Source organism: Verrucomicrobiales bacterium (genome assembly GCA_016793885.1).
GTDB lineage: Bacteria > Verrucomicrobiota > Verrucomicrobiia > Limisphaerales > UBA11320 > UBA11320.
In genome coordinates this window covers 14206-37906 of the sequence record JAEUHE010000124.1, presented here as the reverse complement: position 1 = coordinate 37906, position 23701 = coordinate 14206, and the positions used below count along the sequence as shown (strand labels likewise).

Here is a 23701-nt window from a genome sequence, read left to right as displayed (position 1 = left end):
ATGCCACTGATTGTTTCACGACGCCGCTTTCTGGCGCTCGCGGCCGTCTCGGGCGCTTCCCTGTCCGCCGGGTGCCAGGGCCATATGAATCGGCTCGCCGGCCCGAAGCGTCGGTTCTTCTTCACCAGCCAAGGAAGAACGGCGATGATGAACTCGGATGGAACCTCGCTCCGGTACCTTGAGTTTCAAGTTCCCAACCAGGCTACCTGGCAGCCGGGGCCATTTCTATCGGATGGCCGGCGCGTGATCTTGTTGAGCATGGAGCCGCGCCGGGATGGGCCGGGGAAGCCGTTCGAGGAGTACTACACCCAGACTCCCACCCACCTCTGGATCTACGATCTGGAGAAGGGCAGCTACCAGGAGATCGCGCATCGGGATCGGATGGCTGTCTTCTACACCCCGGCCTTGCTGGTGAGCGATCAACGGATTCTGGTGCAAGTCGTCAAGAATAAGGTGGGGCAAATCTATAGCATGAACCTCGACGGCACGGATGCGCGTCCCTTCACCCGGGCAGGAGAGGGGTTACCCTACGGATTGAGTCTGAGTCCCGATGGTCAGCGCGTTGCGTTTCACCTAGCCAGCCCTCAGGGATATCAAGTTTGGACTTCGCGTGTGGATGGAACGGATCGGGTTCGCGTGGCCGCGCATCCCGATCATCTTTATTTCGGCACGAGCTGGTCACCTGATGGACGTTGGATTCTCTATCATGATTGTCACCATCGCCAGGATCCAGGGCATGACTGGTCAGACGTGTGTGTGGGGCGTCCCGATGGCAGTGAGCATCGCGTGCTTTCCCAGGGACAGCCCCAGTGGTTTGCGGCGACTTACGGGTCCAAGGACCGAAAAGGGGGAGGCTCGAATATGCCGGGATGGAGCTCGGATGGGCAGATTTTGTTCTCGCGACGTGCACCGGGTGCCAAGGTTCCCTGGGAATATCAAGTCGGCCGCCCAGACACCGACCATTTCAATCGTGAGTTCAAGCCCGAGCTTTCGCGCGGAGGCACTCAGATCGTCCGGCTCAATCCTGATACGGGGCAGGTGGCTGAGTTGACGTCCGCAGAGCCCGCGGTCTGGGACTTTCGGATGAGCGAGTCTTCCGATGGCAAAGAAATTGTCTTTTGCCGAGCGCGGACCGGGGAGAGTCCGGCCATCTGGGTTATGGATCGGGACGGGGCACGGCAGCGTCGGCTAACGGCCGGATTCGAGGACCAAGGAGCGGACCATCCTCGCTGGCTCCCCGTCATCGCCTGAATTGTCCCTTGAGTTTGCGCCGCGGGAATGGTCTATTTGTAGGCTATGAGTTGTGTTGTGGCGCGTGCGCTAGCGAGTTGGGTTTGTTTGGCGGGAATCTTGCATTCAGCGGAACTGACCATTTCCAACCCGCTGGCACCTCGGCTTCAGGTTCAGGGGCCTGTCAGCACCACGCAGGCGATACTTTGGACGGATAATCTGGCTGACGCGGGGGGCGTACGATGGCGGGTGCTCACGAATCTCTCAATCACCGCTGGCACGCCCCGTGAGGTGCTGGTTGACCCCGCCCAGACAGGACACCGTTTTTATCGAGCCTTCGAAGTTCCCACCAATTTTGTTTGGCTGCCACCGGCCACTTTCCTGGCGGGAAGTCCCCCGACCGAGGCGGAACGGGACGTCGAGTTTAGGGAGATCCAGCATCAAGTCACCTTGACTCGTGGGGTGTGGATGGCGCAGTTCGAGGTCACTCAGGCGCTGTATGCCGAACTCACCGGCCGAACTCAGAGTACTTTTCGTGGGCCGTCCTTGCCGATGGAATCGGTCAGCTGGCACGAAGCCACGAACTTCTGCGGTCTGCTGACGCAACGGGAACAGGCGGCCGGTCGGCTTCCGCAGGGTCTGGTCTATCGATTGCCCACGGAGTCGGAGTGGGAATATGGTTGTCGAGCCGGCACCACCACGGCCTTCAGTTTCGGTCCGGCCTTGCGTGCGGGCATGGCCCGATTCAATACGCAAGAGGAGTACGACGAAGCGACGGGCACCAAATTTGGAGCACCTGACCCACTTCCCATGGGGCCGGTTCCGGTCGGGAGCTACCAGCCCAATGCCTTTGGCCTGCATGACATGCATGGCAATGTCAGTGAATGGTGCGCCGACGGTTATGATGACTATAGTGTGGATCCCATCGTCGATCCTCAGGGCGTCCTCGATCACTCGCATGTCGCGGTTCGTGGGGGGGCGTGGGACGTCGGTGGGCGCATCTGTCGATCAGCGCGACGTTACGCTGGCGTGCCCGAGCATGCTCACTACGCTATCGGATTCAGAATCGCTCTTTCTCCTCTGCCTTAACTCTGCGGTAAGATTCCTGGAGTGTTTTCCGATGCGCTGGGAGTGGATTCTTATGGCGCGATCTGAAAAAACGTACACACTTCGTCGCGGACCCAGCAACCGAGTGATCTCGCAACTTAGGATCATTTGGACAGGGGCATTTTGCCCCGGTTCGTGGTCCTGCTTAGTAACCCGGCATTGTCGTAGTCGGAATGAAGTTAAGACGTATCGCAGTTTTACCTGCCCAGACCTCAGACGTATCCTGGATTGGCTTTTGGTGCGCGTCCGGACGTATGGCGTCCTTGGCGGTATTTTCCTCGAGACTTCTTTCAGGTTTCTTTCTGGTTCTGCTTTGGCTTTGTTCTTCCCTGCAGGTTCGCGCGCAGTCGAGCGTTGATCTGGAGTGGGATCCCCCGTTAAGTTCCAACCCAGCTGGGTATCGGGTTTACTACGGTCCATCCACGCGACATTACACGAACAGCGTCGACGCCGGCGCGGCCACCAAGGTTCGAGTGTGTTGCCTGTCCCCCGGAGGCACTTACTTCTTTGCCTCGACGGCCTATAAGGCCAATGGGGAGGAGAGCATTCCTTCGGCCGAATTTGTCTATCGCGTTCCCGACCCCAATGCGCTGAGGGTTTCTCCGGTTTCCGATGTCGTGCTCCTGCCTAACACTCCCGGGACGGTGTCGTTTCACGTGCGACTGGGGCGGACCGCGCTGGGCAATCTGAATGTTCGGCTGACCTCCTCCAACACCGGTTTTCTGCCGGAATCCAACCTGGTCGTCAGTGCGTCGAGCACCAACTTTTCGGTCTCGTTGCTCCCGACCGCAGGGTTGCTCGGAAGCGCCTCGGTGACGATCACCGCAGTGGATCTGACCGATCCCTCTCGAGTTGCCACCGAACAGTTCGGCGTCTCCGTAACCTCGCTCGAGAGCGCATCCACGATGAATGCCATCGGCAATCGCTCCATCGCTGAGGATTCCCCCCTACAGACGATCGTCTTGGCGGGGATCGGTTCGCCGATCACTAGATCCGGGGGCACGCTCCGGGTGACCGCCACGTCGAGCAATCCCGGATTGATCCCGCATCCCACTGTGAAATATTCCAGTCCGGCCACAAGCGGCAGTCTCACCTTTGCTCCTTCGTCGAATGCGAGCGGGTTGGCCACGATCACGGTAGCTCTGAAGGACGTCGGTTCAGGCCTGACCCTGGTCACCCGCACCTTCAACGTATCGGTGTGGGAGGTGAACGATGCTCCCACCATCAACGCTCTGCCCGACCTTGGGCTCCTGCAGAATGCTCCCCGTCAGGTCGTAACCCTTTCAGGGATCGGCTCCGGAGCGCCCAATGAATTGCAGAGTTTGGTGATTCGAGCCACTTCGAGCAACCCGGCCATCATACCCAATCCTGTGGTGACGTATTCCTCCCCGGGCATAGCCGGGACCCTGGCGTTCGCTCCGGTCGCCAACGCTTCCGGGGCATCCACTATTACAGTTCGAGTGGACGACGGGCACACCTTCAACAACCTGACGACCCGCACATTCACGGTTTCGGTGACGGGTAGCAATTCTGCCCCTACCTTGGACACCATACCCAATCGTTCCATCGCTGAAGACAGCGGCACGCAGACGGTTGCCCTCACTCGGATCGCGACGGCCAATGGCAACGCGACCGCGAAGATCACCGCAATCTCGAGCAACCCGGGATTGATCCCTCATCCCAAGGTAAACTACCAGAGTCCATCGACTACCGGGACACTTTCCTTTGCTCCCTTGGCCAACGTCGCAGGAATCGCCAAGATCACAGTCACCTTGGACGACGGCCGGGGCACACCGTCGAGCAAGCTGGTGCGCAGTTTTAACGTTTCGGTTTGGGACGTGAACGATCCACCAACCTTAGCCCCTCTGGCAGACCTCATTCTTCCCTCGAATCCGGGTTTGCAGACGGTCGGGCTCTCGAGCATCAGCTCGGGGGCGGCCAATGAGGCCCAGTCGCTGCGAGTGTCCGCGGTTTCCAGCAACCCGTCGCTGATTCCCCATCCGAGAGTGATCTATAACAGCCCCCACACGACTGGGACTCTGACCTTCAGTCCGGTTCCTGGTGCCGCTGGTCTGGTTTCTATCGCCGTCCGGGTCGATGATGGACAAGGTTTCAATAGCGTCATCACACGCAGCTTTGCCGTGGTTCTGGGTAGTGCTCCGCGACTTGCCAGCATCGAGCCGGTCGCTGACCGACTGATCTCAGAGGACGGAGGCCTTCAGACGGTGGCATTACGGGTCCTCACTCCCAATGGTCGTGGCAGTTCCTTTAGATTGACGGCCACTTCCAGCAACCCTTCCTTGATTCCATCTCCGGAGATCCTTGGACCCGATGCTGAGGGCGCAGCCGCGCTGAGCTTTCGGCCCGCTCCTGATGCGAGTGGGTCCGCTTCGATCTCCGTGATTCTGGATGATGGACGAGGCACGCCGCACAGTCTGGCGACCAACGAGTTTCACGTGGTGGTCGTTGAGGTCAATGATCCGCCCACGATGAACCCGATCTCAAATCGCACCATCTCCCTGGATTCACCGGTTCACACGGTGCCTTTGGCAGGAATCGGTAGTGGTGCCCCGAACGAGGTGCAACCGGTGGTGATCACCGCGATCTCCAGCGATCCAACCTGCATTCCTGATCCGGTCATCCGCTATTCCGGACCCGCGAGCACCGGAAGTCTGATCTTAACACCGGTGCCTAACTCAACGGGGAGCTCCACCATCACGGTGAGCGTCACTGATGGCCAGTCCACCAACAGCACGCTCACCAGGATTTTCAATGTGAAGGTAAATGCTCCTACCGGGAATCCCTCCATTGATCCTGTCCCCGGACTCAGAATTGCTGAGGACTCCGGCGTTCAGACGGTGCATCTCACGGGCATCAGCTCGCCGTTTGGTCCGGGAGCACCTACCATCTCAGTCACAGCGTCGTCCAGTAATCCGAGTTTGATCCCTGATCCCTCCATCAGCTATGTCAGCGGGAGCACAGTGGGCAAGCTCAGCTTCGTCGCGGTTCCGGATGCCGTTGGCTTCGCCACCATCTCCGTCGCTGTCCAGGACAGTCTAGATCCGGAAAATGTGGCGGTGACAACGTTCGCAGTATGGGTTTTAGAGGTCAATGACCCGCCCTACTTTGACCCGATTCCGGATCTCAATGTGGCCGAAGACTCCGGAACTCATAGTTTGGACATCACGGGTGTCAGGGCTGGTCCCGACAATGAAGCCCAGGCTGTGACGTTGCGTGCGGTTTCAAGCAATCCATCGGTGGTCCCGCATCCTCAGATTTACTATGAGGAGGGGAGCGATAAGGGTAGCGTGCAGTTGACTCCGGTGGAGAATGCGGCCGGCACGGCAGTGATTACGGTCATCGCCGATGATGGGCAGCCCTTGAGCGCGCTCGCCAGTCGGTCCTTTGTTGTCACGGTGTCGCCTGAGAATGACCTTCCCACCCTGGCGCTGCTCGAGGATCTGGTTTTGGAGGAGGATGCGGCATTTCAGAGCATTTCCTTAACCGGCATCACCTCCGGAGCCGCCAACGAGTTGGAAGACCTGACTGTAACGGCGAGCTCAAGCGATCCGAGTGTGATCCCGGACCCGACCATCGTGTATGAGTCGCCGGGAAGCACCGGAATCCTGCTGCTCGCCCCTGCTCCCGATGCGTTCGGAAGGACCAGGATTCAGATCACGGTAAGCGATGGCCATGGACAGAACTCCCAGGTCACCCGTTCCTTTGAGGTCACGGTAAACGCCGTTGATGATCTTCCCACCCTCGACTCCATTCAAGATCTGGAGCTGGAAGAGGACTTCTCCGCGCACCACGTGACCTTGACCGGCATCGGAACTGGGGCTCCGAATGAGTTCGATCCGATGGTCTTGTCTGCTACCTCCAGCAATCCCCTCGTCCTGCCGAATCCTAGTTTGAGTCATAGCGAAGGTGACAGCGTGGCGAGCCTTTGGCTGACCCCGGTTCCGGATGCGTTCGGGTCGGCTCTGGTCGAGGTTCGGGTGGCGGATGCGCTGAACCCCGCCTCCACGACGGTTCAAAGCTTCCTGGTTCATGTGAAGCCAGTGAATGACACTCCCACCCTGGCGGAGTTGCCCGATCTGGTGGTTTACTCGGATTCAGGGCCGCAGGTGGTTGAGCTTCTGCAGCTGACCTCCGGAGCCCCCAACGAGAACGATTTGCTGACGGTTCGGACAGGCTCCAGCGACTCCAGCCTCTTTCAACACCTCGAGGTGACTCCGGTGGGGGCGTCGGGCTCCGGGAGCTTGACATTCACTCCTTCCGTGAATGCGTCCGGCTCGGCTCAGATTTTTGTGACCGTGGAAGATGGTCAACCCCAGCATGGATCCGTTCAGCGAACGTTCAACGTCCTAGTCACTTCTCCGCCCACGAACCAACTATGGTTCGAGGCCGAGTTGGGAACCGTCGAGGATCCGCTGACTACCGGAAGCCACACCAACGCCTCGGGAGGCGCCTTTGTATTTTCGCCTTCCGCACAAACGGGTGCGGTCTCTGTTCTTGTGGAAGCGCCTCGCGCGGCCAGCTACGTCCTCTGGGCTCGAGTTCAGCCTCCTGACTTAGCCACGAACCTGTTCCATGTCTCGGTGGATGGAGGCCCTGAATTCTCCTGGTCGGTTACGAATTCCTTCCGGTCGGCGCCGCTCCACTGGATCCGAGCGGAGACGGAGTTGGGAAGAGAACCCCGGCTGCTTTTCTGGCAGGGGGGGGCTCATACCCTGCGTCTAAGGGCGGGTCAGGAGAACGTCATCCTGGATGCGATCTACTTGACGACCGATCCGCAGGGACTGCCTCCCGGTGAGGCGGGGGCTCTGGATCCGGAACAAGTCACCGAGAGCATTCCCCCATACCCCTGGATCGCCTCAGACATCGGCGTTCCGCCCACGCCGGGATCGGCACGCTTCGTTGATGCCGACGGTCGATTCTTGATCCGAGGCTCCGGGACAATTGGCGGATCGTCCGACAGTTTCCACTATGTGCATCAGCCTCTCAATGGGGACGGAGTCATCACGGCCAAGCTGAGCTCTGCTCGCGGGAGCGGAGCGGAAGAGCTCATCGGTCTGATGATCCGACAGAACCTGGCGGCTGACTCGCCTTATGTCTTTATTGGGACGTCAGGCATGGACGATCTTATCCTCCAGAGCCGTGGGTTGACTGGTGGGGAAAGCATGGCCGATCGCTGGACTTTGTCGCTGCCAGCGGCGCAGGAGTTGTGGATTCAACTGAGCCGGGAGGGGGAGAGCATCTACGCCTTTGCCCAGACCGATGGCGTGGCTTGGCAGTTGATCGCGACCATTCCGGCGGCTTGGGCGCCCGGGCTCTTCTTCGGGATGGCCGTAGGCTCGGAGGATCCTCAGAACATTGCTTTGCCCACTTTTTCGGGGGTGATAGCCGCCCCTTAACAGGCCTTTAGAAATGTTTGTCGTTCGAGGCGCTGCTGGACACTAAAGTGGAGGACGAGCCCGACAAACTCGTCGGCTCGATGTGGCGGGGGAGGTTCAGCTGAGCCGGTGGTTCCGCCTGGGTTTCTAGAACGTAATCGCTGTGGAACTGTCCCTCTACCAGTGATCGCAACTGGCCGAGCGCGGCATTCAGGCGTTCCACCTGTATTCTTGCCTGATCGGCAGCTGCGGCGCTGATCTGCGCTTGGGCAGCGGTGTTCTGAGTCACTTTGTCGATCTGGCTTACGGCAGAATTGATCTGGCGGATTCCTTGACTCTGCTCGCTGGTGGCGCAGGCGATGTCCTGAACGGTTTTATCCAGGGTGCGGATGTTCTGAGTGATCCCTTCCAATCCACTGGCTACCGCCGCGGCCTGCTTTTCGGTGGCGTTTAGACTTTCATGGAGCTTTTGGCTGGCCAACTGCGCGCCTTCGCTTTTGTTGATGGACGATCGAATGCGGGTGGCGGTTTCCTTGGCCGCCTGGGCGCTGCGGTGGGCTAGGTTTCTCACCTCGTCAGCAACCACGGCGAATCCGAGTCCAGCCTCTCCCGCACGCGCGGCTTCCACGGCGGCGTTGAGTGCCAGGATGTTTGTCTGGAACGCGATCTCATCGATGGTCTTGATAATCTTCGCCACTTCTGTGGACGAAGTCTGGAGATCGAACAAGGCGGCCTGCATTTGTTCTGCGGCCAGTTTGGAGACCTGCATGCTCTGAGACATCTCCTGGACCGCGGCGGCGCCCGATTCGGTGCTCGAGCGCGCCTGTTTCGCCTGAGCCTGCCCTTCCTTGGACTGCTCGGCGGTTCTCGCGGTCATGCTGGAGATCTCCTCAAGCGACGCGCTGGTCTGCTCCAGCGATGCCGCCTGAGAATTGGCGCCCTCGGCGAGGCTTTGATTCGCGCGACCGATCTCGGCCGCTGCTGAGGTCAGGTGAGTGGCAATGATCTTAAGATCGTTCGATGTCTTTTGCACGGGTTTTGACACCGATCGGAGGAGCCAGACGATGACCGGGAAGCAGCCGAGCGTGACCACAGAGGAGATGGCGAGAAACCAGAACCTGATTCGCTCCGTGGTTGCGGTGAGTACTGTGACGACTCCGTCAGCCTCTTTACTGTGCTCCCGAACGAACGGCTCCAACTCCTCCGTCAGCTTCGCAGCCGTCGCGTCCACTTTCCCCATTAACGCATTGCCGGCGGTAGTCCCGTTGGTCACATAAGCTTTGGCCATTGTGACCGCCTCGGCATGCCACGCCTCGAAAGCGCTGCGGAGCGTCTTCAGGCGCTGACGGAGCTGCTCCGAGTCTCCCTGCTGGCATGTTCTGCCGAACTCCTCAAGGTTGGTGAGGAAGGATTTCCTAAAGTGTTCTGACTTTTCGAAACCATCGCTCAAACCATCCTGTGCCCGAGTCGCGGAAACATCCGTGAGGAATTGTTGCACTTGCACGACGTCATAGCGCATGGACTGCGCCTTCATCGCATGCTCGAAGCTGGAGTGCGCCTGCGTTTGTGCCTCGGTGATCCCGTGTTGAAGCTGTGAGAGGCTATAGCGTGTTCCGGCGACCAGGGCGATCAGGGTGAACATGGGCACTGCAAACCCTACCATCAATTTCGAGCTTAACTTCATATCTCAACTGTTGTTCCTGAGACTTCGTCCGTTCACCGCCTTTTCACCCAGCCTGATATCCCGTGCGTGGATCCGAGGCCGCTCGGGAATCAGCCGTTTCTCTCCACTTATCGGTTTCCAAACACTTTCCTGAAAGCCCCTCCCTGAGCTTCTTTTGGCTGGTCACCTCTCTTGAAGTCTGATTGCCTTTGCGCGCACTGCACTGAACCATGAAATCTCTGCTACTTTACGCGTTGCTTTGGGCTTCATCCTACGGAGTCGAGGCGGCATCGGGCCCGCTTCGTGTCCTCTTCTTGGGGGACGGATCTGAGCCTTCACGGAGCCATTGCCATGTGGTGATGCGAGAGCTGGGGAGGGACGCGATTTGGTTTGATTACCTTTCTGAACCCAAATGGCTTACACCCGATCTATTGGCCCGATTTGATGCCATCTTGTTCGATGCCTCCGCACCCCCGGCCGCTGGGTTTCTCTTCGGCCAGGCAGCGGATCGGGTTTTCAAGGTTACTTTCACGGGCGACAGCAGGGCCTGGTCGAGTCCTGAGTTTTTGACTGCTTTGCGCGGTCAGATCCTAACCGCAGTGGGCGGGGTTCGGCAGCAGGGCTGGGAGAAGTTTCTGGCGCAGCGCGAGCCCGAGCGACGTGAGCCGGATTCTAACGTTGCCAATTACGAGAACCGACCGAAAGCGATTACGTTTCAACATCCGTTCAACGAGAAAGGCAGTCGGGAGCGCACGCAGGTCCCGGTGGATCTGCGGTTGGAGCTCTTTGCCAGCGAGCCTGACATTGCCAAGCCCATCGGAATGGCCTGGGATGAACGGGGGCGGCTATGGGTTTGCGAAACTCGTGATTATCCGCATGAGGTCAAGCCGACTGGCGAGGGCAACGATACCATCAAGATCTGCGAGGATACTGACGGTGATGGACGCGCGGATCGATTTACAGTTTTCGCGGACAAATTGAACATCCCGACCAGTTTGGTGTTTGTGAATGGAGGGGTGGTGGTTACTCAGCCTCCACGATTGCTCTTTTTGAAGGATACCAATGGAGATGATAAGGCGGATGTCCGCGAGGTGATCATGGAAGGGTGGGGTATCGGTGACACTCATGCTCAGGCGAACAACCTGCACTACGGCCATGACAACTGGCTCTATGGTTGCGTGGGATACTCCGGTTTCAGCGGCTCCGTGGGCGGAGTTCGCAAGCAGTTCGCGATGGGCACCTTCCGTTTCCAGGCGGACGGGTCCGCCCTGGAGTTCTTGCATCAGTTCTCGAACAACAGCTGGGGCCACAGCGCCAATGAGTTCGGGGATCAGTTTGGCGGCACAGCCAACGGCGCGCCGATCTTTTACGGGGGGATCCCCGCGACCGCCTATCCCGCCGGTACGCGTGGGCTAACCGCCAAGAAGATCAACGAGGAGGATCGAGTACACACCATCACCCCCAATTATCGGCAAGTGGATGTGTTTGGCGGATACACTGCGGCGGCCGGCAGCGCTTTCATTTACTCCGATCAGCTGCCCGCGCGGTTCCAGGGGATGGCCATGGTGTGTGAGCCCACCATGAAGACGATCGGCCTCATGGATGTTCGGGCGAAGGGGGCAGGCTATACGGCTAAGGACGGTTTTAATCTGGTGGCCAGCACGGACGAATGGATGTCTCCGGTCTTTGCGGAAGTCGGGCCGGATGGTGCCGTTTGGTTCGCGGACTGGCAAAATTTCATCATTCAGCACAATCCTACCCCCAGTGTTTCTCGTGGTGGGTATGATGCCAAGACCGGTGTGGGTGGAGCGCACGAGAACCCGCTCCGCGACCACGTGCGCGGCCGGGTGTATCGGGTGGTCTGGGATCAGGCCAAGAAGGCGGCTCCGAAATCGCTGAAGGGAGCCTCGGATGATGAGTTGGTCCGGTCGTTGTCGCATCCCAATCCATTTTGGCGTCTGACAGCGCAACGTCTTTTGGTGGAGGGTAAACGTTCGGGTGTCGCGGGCGGGCTGCGACAGCTGGTGACAGCGCGAGAGACTGGGGTGGGTGCCATCCACGCCCTGTGGAGCTTGCGCGGCATTGGGCAGTTGGACAGCGCGACCCTTCGCGCGGCGTTGCTGGCCAAGGACTCCGCGTTGCGACGCAATGCTGTTCGCGCCTTGGGCAACGATGACGAGGCTCGTACTTCCTTCTTCAGCGCAGGCGTGGTCAGCGATCCGGATCTCCTGACGCGCTCCGCGGCTCTGGTTAAGCTCTCGGAGTTCCAAACGACCCCGGAAGTTCAGACCCTGGTCGGCACCCTGGCGCGCAATCCGGTCCATCGATCCGACGAATGGCTTAGGGAGGGCATTCGTCTGCTGAGCAAGAAGCATCATACAGAGCTGTTCAAAGAGGGACCGAACCTGCTCGCCAATCCCGGGTTGGAGACTGTCGGGGCCGATGGATTGCCCGAGGGCTGGAAACGTCGCGACTACGGGAACCGTCCGGCGAACCAGACCGCCAAGTGGGAGGTCGTGCGGGGTGCGGGCCAGGTTCGCTCGGGTTCGGTCGCCGTTCGTTGCACAGCCACGGGCGATGCGGATTCCAGCCTTTACGCTGACGTCCAGCTCAAGCCCAATACTGATTACCGTCTTTCCGGCTGGGTGAAAGGGAAGGGCCTTCGAGGTAAGATCAGCTTCAATGATCACATCAACCGAGCGGAGACGGAGCGGGTAACGCGCGATGGAGATTGGCAGTTGGTCGAGGCTACCTACAACAGCGGATCGGCTCCCTTGGCCAGCCTGAACATCCTCTTCGTCGCTCGGGGTGAGGGATACTTTGATGACATCAAGTTCTGCGAACTCCTGCCCTTGGATGATGCGGCATCCATGGTCACGGCTGGGGACGTGAAACGCGGGGAACACATCGTTTACAATCATACCGCCCGCTGCATCCTGTGCCACACGATCAAAGGTAATGGCAGCACGGTCGGCCCGGCTCTGGATGGCATCGCCACTCGCAAAGACCGCACCTATATCAAGGAAAGTCTCTTGGAGCCGAGCAAAGTTCTGGCTCAAGGCTTCGAAGGTACCGGGCTCTCGCCGATGCCGCCGATGGCGGACATCTTCAGCCCACAGGAGCTTGAGGATATCCAAGCATTCCTGCAGACCCTGAGGTAGGGGAGTGACGAGTGACGAGTGAGGATTGCGGGGCGAAGAGCGGCAGCTGCACCACGAACTCTGTTCCGACATTCTCCTGGCTCTGGTAGCGGATCTCCCCGCCATGCAAGTCCACGCAGCGCTTGACGATCACCAGTCCAAGCCCGGTGCCGGGAACACCTTCGGTGTTGGAAGCTCGGTGGAAGGCTTCGAAGATGCGATCCTTTTCGTGAGGGGGGATGCCACGCCCCTGGTCGCGCACCTCAATGATGCCATCCGAGCCCTGTTTGCGCAGGTGGACCGTCACTGTTGATCCGGCCGAGGAATACTTCACCGCGTTAGAGACCAAATTGCTCAGGATGTGACGCACAAGCGTTTCATCGCCCTTGGCTTGCCTGAGATCATCTCCCTCCGGTAGGAACGTGATGGGACAGCGCCGCCCGGTGGAAACCAGCGTCTCATCAATAATCGTGCGACAAAGTTCGATGAGATCCAGTTCTCGCGTGTGGTACTCCAGCTTGCCGGCGTCGGCTCGGCTAAGGACGAGGACATCCTCCATCATCCGGGCCATCGTCATGACAGCATCGCGGATGCTGTGCAGATGCTCCGTGCGCGCCTCGGGGGAGAGTCGTTCCTGGTAACGTTCGAGGATCTGAGCGGACGAGATAATGATGCCCAGGGGAGTTCGGAACTCATGGGATACAGTCGCGACGAAGTTTGTTTTGAGCTGCCCCAGCTCGCGCTCGAGCTGCAGCGACTTGGTTAGCTCCACCTCCGCGCGTTTCCGCTCCGTGATGTCTTGAAGAATCCCTACCGAACCGATCGGTTTGCCGTCGGGACCCAACACCTCGACGGAGGCATCGCTCACCCAGCGAGTGTTTCCATCCCGAGTTCGAATTCGGCAGTCGTCCCGCCAGTACTTGAACTCTCCCGCGCGCGCTCGACGGATTCCTTCCTCCACGCTGAGTCCCGCCAGTTCGCCTTGGAGCTGGGAATCCTCCACCAAAGTCTCCCAGATTTGTGGTGTCATCTCGTGAGGGGAATAGCCGGTGATCTGGAAGATTCCCTCTCCGACGAAGGTAAAGCTTTCGGTGCGGTAGTCGCGGCTGTATGGGACGGCATTGGCCACGCCGATGCAGCGGCGGTATAGCTCCTCCATCTGAGTGAGCATCTCCTGCGATTCCGTGCGGATGGCTACTTCGGACTGAAGTTGCTGATTGGCCTGGGTCAGTTCGCGAGTTCGTTCGTCGATGCGTTGCTCGAGAGCTTCGTTGATTTGACGGATCCGCTGGTTCCATTCATCGGATTTCGTTTTCTCGCGCGCCTGGTTTCGGAGCCAACCGAATAGCATGAGGGTGGTGAGACCGCCAACGATAGCCACCACCCACGGGAAGTGCCGGGACGAGTCACGTGGAAAGTTGGAATCGGTGTTAAAACGAAGCTTCCAGACCCTGCCGATTCCCGGAGTCACTAGGGTTTGCTCGAGGCGTCCATCCGGCAATCGCACGACGGGAGTTGGTCGATTTCCTCCGGGCTTCACCCCGGGGTGGCCGGCGGGAAGGTCTTCAATCTCGATGTGAACCACCTGGTTGGATTGGGAGGAGAGGAGGGTCCGGTATTCGTTGACGGCGATCAAGGCGGTGAACGCGAAGCCCTTAAGCCCGGTGCGCCGTTCCGGACCTGGCCGAGGGATGGTGCCGCTGGCATACACTGGGAGGAAAAGTAAGCTCCCTTGGACGGTCCCATTCGTATTCGCTAAAGTGAATGGACGGACGGTTGAGGAAGCCGGAGAGGTGGAATCGGCGGCCTTGAACATCGCCGTCAGGAGGTCGGGATCGCTGGCCAGATCCGTTCCAGGTTCGAAGCCAGCCTTAGGGATTCTTGAGTCGATCACCTTTACCCGGCATTGGGGTGTTGTTAGCCGCGAGTCGGTCGACCAATCCGCGTAACCCATGCTGAGCAAGTTGGGATAATTGCGCCTCCAGTTAAGGCTGGGTAGGAATCGCTTCCACTGTTCCTCGGTAAGGCCGCCTGTGGTATGCAATAGGCCCTGGACTGCGCGGATGGCGTTGAGTTCGTACTCGACGCTGTTCGCCAGGTTGCGGTAGGCCGAAGCGCAGAGGGCTTCAAATCGTTCGACCTCCCAGGCCTGGGTCGTGCGATGGACCATCCAGGACAATCCCGCAGTTAGGACCAGGCAGACAGCCAACACGATCGTTGCTGGGAGCAGGGGGTGCCTGCGTGATAAGCCGCTGGATGCTGGGGTGGGCATTGCCGCATATATTTACGGCGAAAGCCCTTGCGGGTAAATGCCAAAATGGGGAGCTCGGCCGGAGTGGGCGGTGATGCATCAACCGTTGATCGCACCTGTCTCAGTGGTCCTATCCGGGCAATAAAAAGGGCCGCTCCGGGCTAGCCAGAGCGGCCTGTAAGAGGGCTCAACGCCTTACTTCTTTTTCGCTTTGGGCGCTGCAGCAGACTTCTTATCGGCGATGGCGGCTTGAGCAGCCGCTAGGCGTGCCACGGGCACACGGAACGGGGAGCAGCTGACATAGCTCAGTCCGATCTTATGGCAGAACTTGACCGACTCAGGGTCGCCGCCGTGTTCACCGCAGATGCCGAGCTTGATGTCGGGACGGGTCTGACGTCCCTTGGCAATCGCGATCTTCATCAGTTCGCCGACCCCGGTTTGGTCGACCGTGGCGAACGGATTCTTTTTCACGATTTCCAGCTCGGAATAATTCGGAAGGAAAGACCCGGAGTCGTCACGGCTCATTCCAAGGGTGGTTTGAGTCAGGTCGTTGGTGCCGAAGCTGAAGAACTCCGCGCTCTCCGCGATCTCGTCCGCTGTCAGGGCGCCACGCGGCACTTCGATCATGGTGCCGACCATGTAGTTCAGCTTGATCTTCTTCTCGGCCTGAACCTTCTTGGCGGTTTCGTGAACCACCGCCACCTGGAGGTCCAGTTCTTTCTTGAAGCCAACCAGAGGGATCATGATTTCGGGACGGCACTTGATGCCCTCCTTCTGCACGAGCGCGGCGGCTTCAAAGACGGCGCGAGCCTGCATGGCGGAGATCTCCGGGTAACCGATACCGAGACGGCAGCCACGGAATCCGAGCATGGGGTTGAATTCATGCAACTCGGAGACACGCTTCATGATGCGCTCCACCGGCACACCGAGCTTCTTGGACAGGTCCAGCTGCTGTTCCTTGCTGTGAGGCAGGAACTCGTGCAAGGGCGGGTCGAGGAAACGGATGGTCGCCGGCAAGCCTTTGAGCTCGCGGAACATTCCGGCGAAGTCTTCCCGCTGGTAGGGGAGGATCTTGGCCAGCGCCTTTTCCCGCTCCTCGATCGAGGTTGCCAGAATCATTTCGCGCATCGCATCGATACGATCGCCTTCGAAGAACATGTGCTCAGTTCGGCACAGGCCAATGCCCGTAGCTCCGAAGTCGACCGCGTTCCGGGTCTGTTCCGGATTGTCGGCGTTGGTGCGAACCGCCATGCGGGTCGCCTTGGCGCACCAGTCCATGAGCTGCTTGAAGTTCTTGTAGGTTCCGCTCTGACGGGCCTCGGTGTTGTTCTCGAGCAAGCCTTGGATGACTTCGGACGGGGCCGTCTTGACTTCGCCGGCGTAGACCGTGCCGCTGGTGCCGTCGATGGAGAGGAACTCTCCTTCTTTGAAGGTGCGTTCGCCGACGGTTAGCGTCTTGTGCTCATAATCGACGTGCAGCGCGCTGGCTCCGCAGACGCAGACTTTACCCATCTGACGAGCGACGAGCGCCGCATGGGAGCTGACACCCCCACGCGCGGTGAGAATGCCCTCGGCAGCGATCATGCCCCGCAGATCCTCAGGGGAGGTTTCGACGCGGACGAGCAGTACCTTTTCGCCGCGTTCCGCGGCGATGACGGCGCGGTCGGCATTGAAGTAGATCTTGCCCGAGGCGGCGCCAGGTCCGGCCGGCAGGCCGGTGGCGATCGCTGCGGTGGTTTTCAGAGTGGCGCGATCGAAGATCGGAGCCAGCACCTGGTCGAGCTGGTCGGCCGGAACGCGGTTCACCGCGGTTTCCCAGTCGATCAGCTTCTCCTTCACCATTTCACACGCGATCCGCACAGCCGCGACGCCGGTGCGCTTGCCGTTACGGGTCTGGAGCATGAAGACCTTGCCTTCTTGGATCGTGAACTCGAAGTCCTGCATGTCCTTGAAGTGCTTCTCGAGCACGCCACGGATACGATCGAGTTCCTTGTAGGAGGAAGCCTGCTTCTGGGCGAGCTTCTGGACGGGGTCCGGGGTGCGGACGCCAGCGACGACGTCTTCGCCCTGGGCGTTCATCAGGAATTCTCCGTAGAATACCTTCTCGCCAGTGGCTGGGTCGCGGGTGAAGGCGACGCCAGATCCGGATTGCTCGCCGGTGTTACCGAAGACCATGGCCTGCACATTGACAGCCGTTCCCCATTCGCTCGGGATATTGTACTTGCGGCGATACACGATCGCGCGGTCATTCATCCAGGAACCGAACACAGCGCCGACCGCTCCCTTGAGCTGGTCCCAGGGGCTGTCCGGGAACGCCTTGCCGGTGCGGTCCTTGACCATCTTCTTGAAACGGGCAACCAGTTCCTTGAGGTCGTCCACCGAGAGCTTGGTGTCCTCTTCGTCGTGGCTGCCGAGGCGCTCGTGCTTCAGGGTGCCGATGACGGTTTCGAACGGGTCGTGGTCCTCGCCGGCGCGCTTTTGCACTCCCAGCACGACATCACCATACATCTGAATGAAGCGGCGGTAGCAGTCCCATGCGAAACGCTCATTCTTGGTCGCGGCAACCAGGGACAGGACGGTCTGGTCATTGAGACCGAGGTTCAAAATGGTATCCATCATGCCGGGCATCGAGTCCCGGGCTCCGGAACGCACGGCAACGAGCAGGGGCATCCCGTTCTTGTTGCCGAACTTGGTGCCCATGATGGCTTCCATGTTGGCGACGCCCTTCTCGATCTGGGCTTGCAGCACAGACGGGTAGGTGCGCTTGTTGTCGTAGTAATAGGTGCAAACTTCCGTGGTGATCGTGAAGCCTGGAGGCACCGGAAGACCGATGCGGGTCATCTCCGCAAGGTTTGCTCCCTTGCCGCCCAAGAGGGCCTTCATCGAGCCGTCACCGTCTGCCTTCTTATTACCGAACGTATAGACGTATTTGGTGGATTTTGTCGCTTTCTTAGCTTTGGCCATAAATCTCAGTAGGTCTGCTGCACACTTGCAAATTGCGTTGCGTCGGAAAACTCCGCGAAAAACGAGTCGCGAACCTAACAAAGAGGCCTGTGGAGTCAACGGCGCAGTTAAAATATTAAGCGGGGGGAGGGGGAGGTCCACCCTCCGTAGGGTCGGCAGGAGGGTGTCAGGTCGGCCAACCAGGGCTCCGAACCTAAAACACGCCGCCGTCGGGCTTTGACGAAGGACGGTTCGGCTCGCGCTGGGCACTGGGAATCCCCCTTGCCAAACCCCCTAGTAATCACTATTGCAGGCGGATGAAACTCCCATTATCGACCTTTTTCCAAGGCTCATGCTCCATAGGGGCCTGCGACCAGACGGATTAGGTTCAGGTCATGGCTATGAATTCCCCCAAACCGCTCCACTATGGGCTCGGCTTGCTTCTGCTGGCCCTCCAGGGCTGGGCTCAACCCTCCTCCACACCAGGCGTGGCGATTTCCCCTCGATCAGGACTTAAGCTGTCGCTGTGGGCTCGTGAACCGATGCTCAAGAATCCGGTGGCGTTCTCGTTCGACGATCAGGGACGCTGCTATGTCGTTGAGACTGTGCGCCGAAGCACGGTAGACATTGATATCCGAAGTCATCAGTCCTGGATCGTCGATGATCTTTCCAATCAGTCAGTGCATGATCTCCGGAGGTTCTTTCACGACAAGATGTCCGCGGCACACAGCATCGAGAACGCGCGATGGCTTCGCGATCTGAACCGTGATGGAATTCACGATTGGCAGGATCTGACCATGGTGAGGGAGCGCGTGCATTTGCTCCAGGACACTCAAGGGCAGGGGAAGGCCGACCGCACGCAGGTCTTCGCGGAGGGTTTTAATGAGGAAATTGGCGGGGTCATCGCGGGCGTGATGCCCTGGGGCAAGGACGTACTGGTCACCGCGTATCCCTCCCTGTGGCGGCTTCGGGATACCAGTGCGGACGGGGTTGCGGAGCTTCAGGAGTCCATGTTCCGAGGCTTTGGAGTTCATGCCGCGTTCGATGGGCACGATCTTCATGGGCTGACGGTCGGCCCGGAGGGGAAAATCTACTTCTCGGTCGGAGACAATGGGTTTTCCGTCACCAACCAGGAAGGACGTTTGCTCCACTCTCCGAACACGGGCGGAGTGCTTCGCATGAATCCCGATGGATCAGATCTGGAGATCTTCGCGACGGGTCTCAGAAACCCTCAGGAGATCGCGTTCGATGAGTTTGGCAACTTATTCTCGGTGGACAACGATGGGGACCTGGAGGACGAGCGCGAGCGATTTGTTTACATCGCGGAGGGCAGCGACTCGGGATGGCGATTGCATTGGCAGTTTCGAGACGCTGGCTGGGCCAAATTTACGCATCAGCCCAACTACAACCCCTGGATCGCCGAGAAGATGTGGATCCCGCATCACTCCGCTCAGCCGGCACATATCACCCCGCCCATCCTCAACTACTCGGTTGGCCCGGGCAGCATTAAATACAACCCGGGCACTGCCCTCAACGAGTCCTATCGCCGTTACTTTTTCCTCGTACAGTTCCCGGTCCAGAAAGTGACGGCCTTCCAGGCGCAGCCCAAGGGGGCTTCGTTTGAGATGGTGAACGAGCATGTACTTCTGAGTGGGATGATGGCCAGTGCGTTGAACTTCAGTCCTGACGGCGCTCTGTTCGTCGCGGATTGGGATGGAATGTGGGAGCCGAACGACAAGGGGGCTATTTGGCGATTGGACGATCCGCGTGAGGCTGGATCGCCTTTGCGGGTCGAAGTCCGACGACTGCTCTCCGTAGGTCTTAACGCCACGTCCATCGAGGAACTCGCGCTTCTCCTGGGGCATCCCGACCAGCGTGTGCGCCAGCGGGCTCAGTTTGAGTTGGTGACGCGCGGAGCAAAGAGCACTCTCCTGGAGGTGGCTCGTACTGCCTCCGCCGCCCGTTTGGCGCGAGTCCATGCCTTGTGGGGACTGGGCCAGTGCGGCCGTTCCTTCGATGCAGACCCGCTCCCATTCTCGGATCCGGATCCGGAAATTCGCGCTCAGGCTGCAAAACTAGCCGGGGATCTGCGGTTGCCCGTGGCGGGGCGTCTTGCCAGGAGCCTGGACGACGAAAGCCCCAGGGTTCGCTACCATGCAGCGGTGGCCTTGGGGAAAATCGCCAATGCCAGCGCGTTTCCGCAGTTGGTTGGGATGCTGGCAAACAACGCCAATCAGGATCCGCTTCTCCGCCATGCTGGAGTGATGGGCCTGGCTGGGATCGGCGACGAATCGGCATTGAAGGCTCTCGCCGGGCATGCATCCGTCGATGTTCGACGAGCGGCCGTGTTGGCTTTACGCCGGTTGAGTTCGCCGATGGTTGCGGAATTTCTGCGCGACCGAGATGCCGTGATTCGCTATGAGGCCATTCGGGCTGTTCATGACGACTTCTCAATTCCCGCCGCCTTGCCTGCGCTCGCTGCCATGCTCGACACCGCAGAGATGGGGGCGGAAGAGGGTGCAGTTCGGCGACTGCTCAATGCCAACTTGCGCCTCGGTAGCGAGGCTGGCGCGGAGCGGCTCCTACGCTACGCTCTGGATCCAAGCCACCCTGAGTCTTTGCGTGCAGAAGCGACCGAGTGTTTGGCCGTCTGGGAGCGGCGACCTTACCTGGATCGCGTTGAGGGACTGGTGCGATCTCTGGGCGATCGTCCAGCGGGGCTGGGGGATCGTCTGCTGCAGCAGAATCTCAATCGCCTCCTGAACGGAGCAGGACTGACGCTGTCTCGAGTCTTGACCCAAGTGATCTTGCAGAATCGGCTTGAAGCGGATCCCGAACTGTTCGCGGGTTGGGCCGTTTCCACGAATCAACCGTCCGCCGTCAAGTCTCATGCCCTTGAGCTGCTGAGTCAGCGTGATTATGTCCGGCTGCCCGCGTTGCTCGCCCAGGCATGGGTGTCCGGTGATCCCGCCGTACGGCTCACCACGCTCCGACTGTTGGCGACGAAGTCACCTCAGGATTTTCTGTCCACTGTCACCCGGGCAGGCCAGTCGCTTTCGGTTCGAGAACAACAGCTCATGCTGCGGCTTCTGGCGCCCCTGTCTGAGCGCCAGGCTGTTGAGATCCTGGATCGGTATCTGACCGATGCGCACGCGGGCCGACTTGCTCCCGAGCTCGTTCTGGACGTGTTGCAGGCGGCGAGGGGACGATCGGAACCTCTGTTGCAGACCAAGCTTTCGGCATTTGAAGCGATGCTACCGGCCTCGGATCCGCTCTCCCGATTTCGCCCGTCGCTTCAGGGCGGGGATGTGACGTCGGGGCGGGAAATCTTTAAGACGCACGCTAGCGCTCAATGTGTGCGGTGTCATGAGGCTGGGGGGGATGGGTATCAGGCGGGCCCGGTCCTCAAAGGAATTGGGGCCAAGGTGTCGCGGGAATATCTACTGGAATCGTTGGTCGATCCGGGCCGTCGGATCGCAGAAGGTTTCGTCACGATCTCGCTGGCGCTTCGTGATGGAGAGGTGATGGATGGTATCCGAGTTCGTGAAACCGCCGATGGGATCGTGTTGCGTTTGTCGTCCGGGGAAATTCGTGAAATCCCTCGCCGCGACATTGGGAAGGAGTCCTCGAGTTCCTTATCCTCCATGCCTCCCATGGGCGACGTTCTCACATTGTTCGAGCTGCGCGACGTGATCGCCTACCTGGCGAGTTTGAAGTAGTTGAGTGGGAGGTAGCGTGGGCCGTCTCGGCCCATCGGGGGCCCCGGAAGGAAGGGTAGAGGAACGCCCGCTGCGCTCAGGGGATCGTCCAGTGACGGACGTCGCTCACAGGATGGCTTTGCCTCAAAAGCGATAGCGGAGGCTCGAATACACCAGGTGCGAGATGTAGTCGTCGTGACCGCCGAAGGTGATGTCGTTGTATTGGAAGTAACCGTATTTGATGGAGAGTAGCATGTTGGCACTGATCCGCCGAGTCAGGGTCGCGGTGACGGCATGTTCTTGCCCTCCGGCTCCATAAGGAACGCCGAAGTTGGAGTTGTCCGTGTAATTGTCGGCGCTGTAGTGAAAGTATCCCAGATTCAGGTCGGACTTGTCATCCAGGACCAGGGTGGACGATAAGTTGGCGGTCCAGTAGTTGTTCTGGGCTTTCAGAATCGCGGCAGTGTAGTCGCTGATCGGTGTCTTGGTGTCGCTAAGGACGTAGTTGAACCCAGCCTGCAGATTCAGTCGCGACCACGGACTCCAGCTCACGTCTTGAGCGAGAATGCGGCTGGTCATCTTGGCTGACTCCACCTGTCCCAGCCCAGCAATTGAGTCGGGCTCGGCTTGAACAGTGGAGAGCTGATATTCATAGCGGCTCACGAGGGTCACGTTCTTGACCGGGCGCACGGTCATCCGGAGGTTGCCGTCGTAAGTCTCAAACCCGTGCATCGCGAGAAAGGCTGGATAGAGGTTGCCGGCTCCGTTGTTGGGGGTGCTGTCGATGCGATGCGCGTAATCGTAGCTGTTGAGCTTGTAGTATCCGCCGATTCCGAAGTTGACCCGGGAGCTGGGGTAAAGCCGAACCCCGGCTGAATACTTCTGGAAGAACCGGTCACTCTCAGTGCGGCGGCGAATAGGGGCTGCGCCGATGCCACCCACCGGCCCGAAGCCACCATTCTCATAGAGCGATCCCCGTCCCTCTGTCCATTCCCCACGGGCAAAGATCACCGCATTGGTGACGCCGGAGTAGGTCAGGTCGAGACGTTCCCTCACGTCCAGCGGACTGGAGTCACTGTGACTGTTGTAAAGGACCGGCGCACTCGCTCGAAGGGTTTCGTAACCGCTCGAACTTGCCTCGGTAAGTTCTTGTTGGGCGCGAAACGAGGGTGTGATGGCCAGGGTTGGAATGGGCCGATACATCAGGCTGAGCTCCATGACGTATTCGTCCACGCGCGATCCTCCATTCAAGCCATAATAGCCAGCACCGTTCTGAGCGGCGGGGACGTATCCGACATCGAAGTCTGTCCCATAGATGCGGCTGCCTGAGAAGGTGTTGTCGAGGTCAGTGTAGGAATAGGCCGAGGACAAAAGTATCTTTGGATTGATCCAAGTTTCCGTGAACGCATGGATGTTGAAAAGATCGTAGGATGTTCCCTGGCGGTCGGTGACCCGCAGTTGAGCCGGTTCGCCGGGCGATTGGGTGATCTTGAGGGCGTTGTCGACCTCACCTTTCTCATAGCGGATTCCGACGCCCACATCGGTCTTTTCGATTTTATGGGTAACATCGAGTTGGAACGCGTCCCGTTGCTCGTTGATGTCGTAGAAGGAAGGGGACAGTCCTTGCGTGACCCCAACTGATGGATGCGCGATCCCCCAAATGGTGGAGCCTTTTTGGCCATCGCGCGAGCTGTGGGTGTATTTGAATCGAACCTGAGGCGCATTCTCCAAGGTTAAACCACCCTCGAAAGCAAACTCACCTCGGTCGAGGGTGAGCGCGTGATCAAAGACTCGGTACCAGGTGTCGGACGGAGGGTAGAATCCACCGTCGCTGCTGGACCAGGTAGTGTATTCCCCGTAGGAAACCTTGAGAAATCCGACTTTCTCCCGAACGAGATCCAGGCTGAGCTTGTAGTCGTTTCTCTCGAGTAACGCCCTGCCGTCGAGTGCCAAGGTGGTTGTCTTGTCGACGTCCGCCTGGTAGTGGAAATCTTCGATACCCCCGAAGGCGCCGGTGGGGCCCTGACGTCGGCGTTGTGCCGAGGAGCGGTTGCCGCTGTTGAAAAAACCACCGGTGGAAATGTCGATCCAGTTATTGTAGCTGGTTGCTCCGCCTTCGAACAGTTGCTCCGGGGTGAGGGGTTCGACGGCTGCCGGCGGAGAGTTCGTGTCCGCCGCGGAGAGCGCCGACACTGCGGCTAAGAAACCGAGGGGCGAGGCCCAGAGCCAGTTCGCCCGATCCTGAATGGGTGTCCGGTGAGGTTTCATGGAGG

The 23701-nt window shown here is 59.4% G+C and carries 9 protein-coding genes; 5 read left to right on the top strand and 4 right to left on the bottom strand.

Going from position 1 to position 23701, the window contains the following annotated elements; translation table 11 throughout:
• The 3 genes from JNN07_14120 to JNN07_14110 all read left to right on the top strand — a co-directional run bounded on the left by JNN07_14120 (position 1) and on the right by JNN07_14110 (position 7754).
• The gene (locus tag JNN07_14120) at positions 1-1251 is read left to right on the top strand and encodes a PD40 domain-containing protein (protein MBL9168871.1); all 1251 of its coding nucleotides are present in this window, start codon (positions 1-3) and stop codon (positions 1249-1251) included.
• Positions 1252-1296: 45 nt separating this feature from the next.
• Positions 1297-2319 (top strand): formylglycine-generating enzyme family protein, encoded by a 1023-nt coding sequence (locus JNN07_14115; protein MBL9168870.1) that lies wholly within the window; start codon positions 1297-1299, stop codon positions 2317-2319.
• Positions 2320-2510: 191 nt separating this feature from the next.
• Positions 2511-7754: a hypothetical protein gene (locus JNN07_14110; protein MBL9168869.1), complete on the top strand. Its 5244-nt coding sequence runs from the start codon at positions 2511-2513 to the stop codon at positions 7752-7754.
• A 7-nt stretch (positions 7755-7761) separates the two neighbouring features.
• Here the strand turns inward: JNN07_14110 and JNN07_14105 are convergent, their stop codons facing one another.
• A complete protein-coding gene (locus JNN07_14105; GenBank protein ID MBL9168868.1) occupies positions 7762-9417 on the bottom strand; it encodes a hypothetical protein in 1656 nt (551 codons plus the stop codon).
• 209 nt (positions 9418-9626) lie between these two features.
• On the opposite strand from JNN07_14105, the gene JNN07_14100 reads away from it, so the two are divergent.
• The gene (locus JNN07_14100) at positions 9627-12557 is read left to right on the top strand and encodes a c-type cytochrome (GenBank protein MBL9168867.1); all 2931 of its coding nucleotides are present in this window, start codon (positions 9627-9629) and stop codon (positions 12555-12557) included.
• Here JNN07_14100 and JNN07_14095 read toward each other — a convergent pair.
• Together JNN07_14095 and JNN07_14090 are read right to left on the bottom strand one after the other, a co-directional pair.
• Complete coding sequence (locus JNN07_14095) at positions 12505-14706, bottom strand: CHASE domain-containing protein (GenBank protein ID MBL9168866.1); 2202 nt, start codon at positions 14704-14706, stop codon at positions 12505-12507. The two genes, JNN07_14100 and JNN07_14095, sit on opposite strands and share 53 nt — an antisense overlap.
• A 276-nt stretch (positions 14707-14982) precedes the next feature.
• Complete coding sequence (locus JNN07_14090; protein ID MBL9168865.1) at positions 14983-17751, bottom strand: pyruvate, phosphate dikinase; 2769 nt, start codon at positions 17749-17751, stop codon at positions 14983-14985.
• 374 nt (positions 17752-18125) lie between these two features.
• Between JNN07_14090 and JNN07_14085 the strand changes: the two genes are divergently transcribed.
• Complete coding sequence (locus JNN07_14085; protein MBL9168864.1) at positions 18126-21449, top strand: HEAT repeat domain-containing protein; 3324 nt, start codon at positions 18126-18128, stop codon at positions 21447-21449.
• A gap of 123 nt (positions 21450-21572) precedes the next feature.
• Here JNN07_14085 and JNN07_14080 read toward each other — a convergent pair whose 3' ends face one another.
• Positions 21573-23696, bottom strand: a complete 2124-nt coding sequence (locus tag JNN07_14080; protein ID MBL9168863.1) for a hypothetical protein — start codon at positions 23694-23696, stop codon at positions 21573-21575.
• Between the last annotated feature and the right edge of the window lie 5 nt (positions 23697-23701).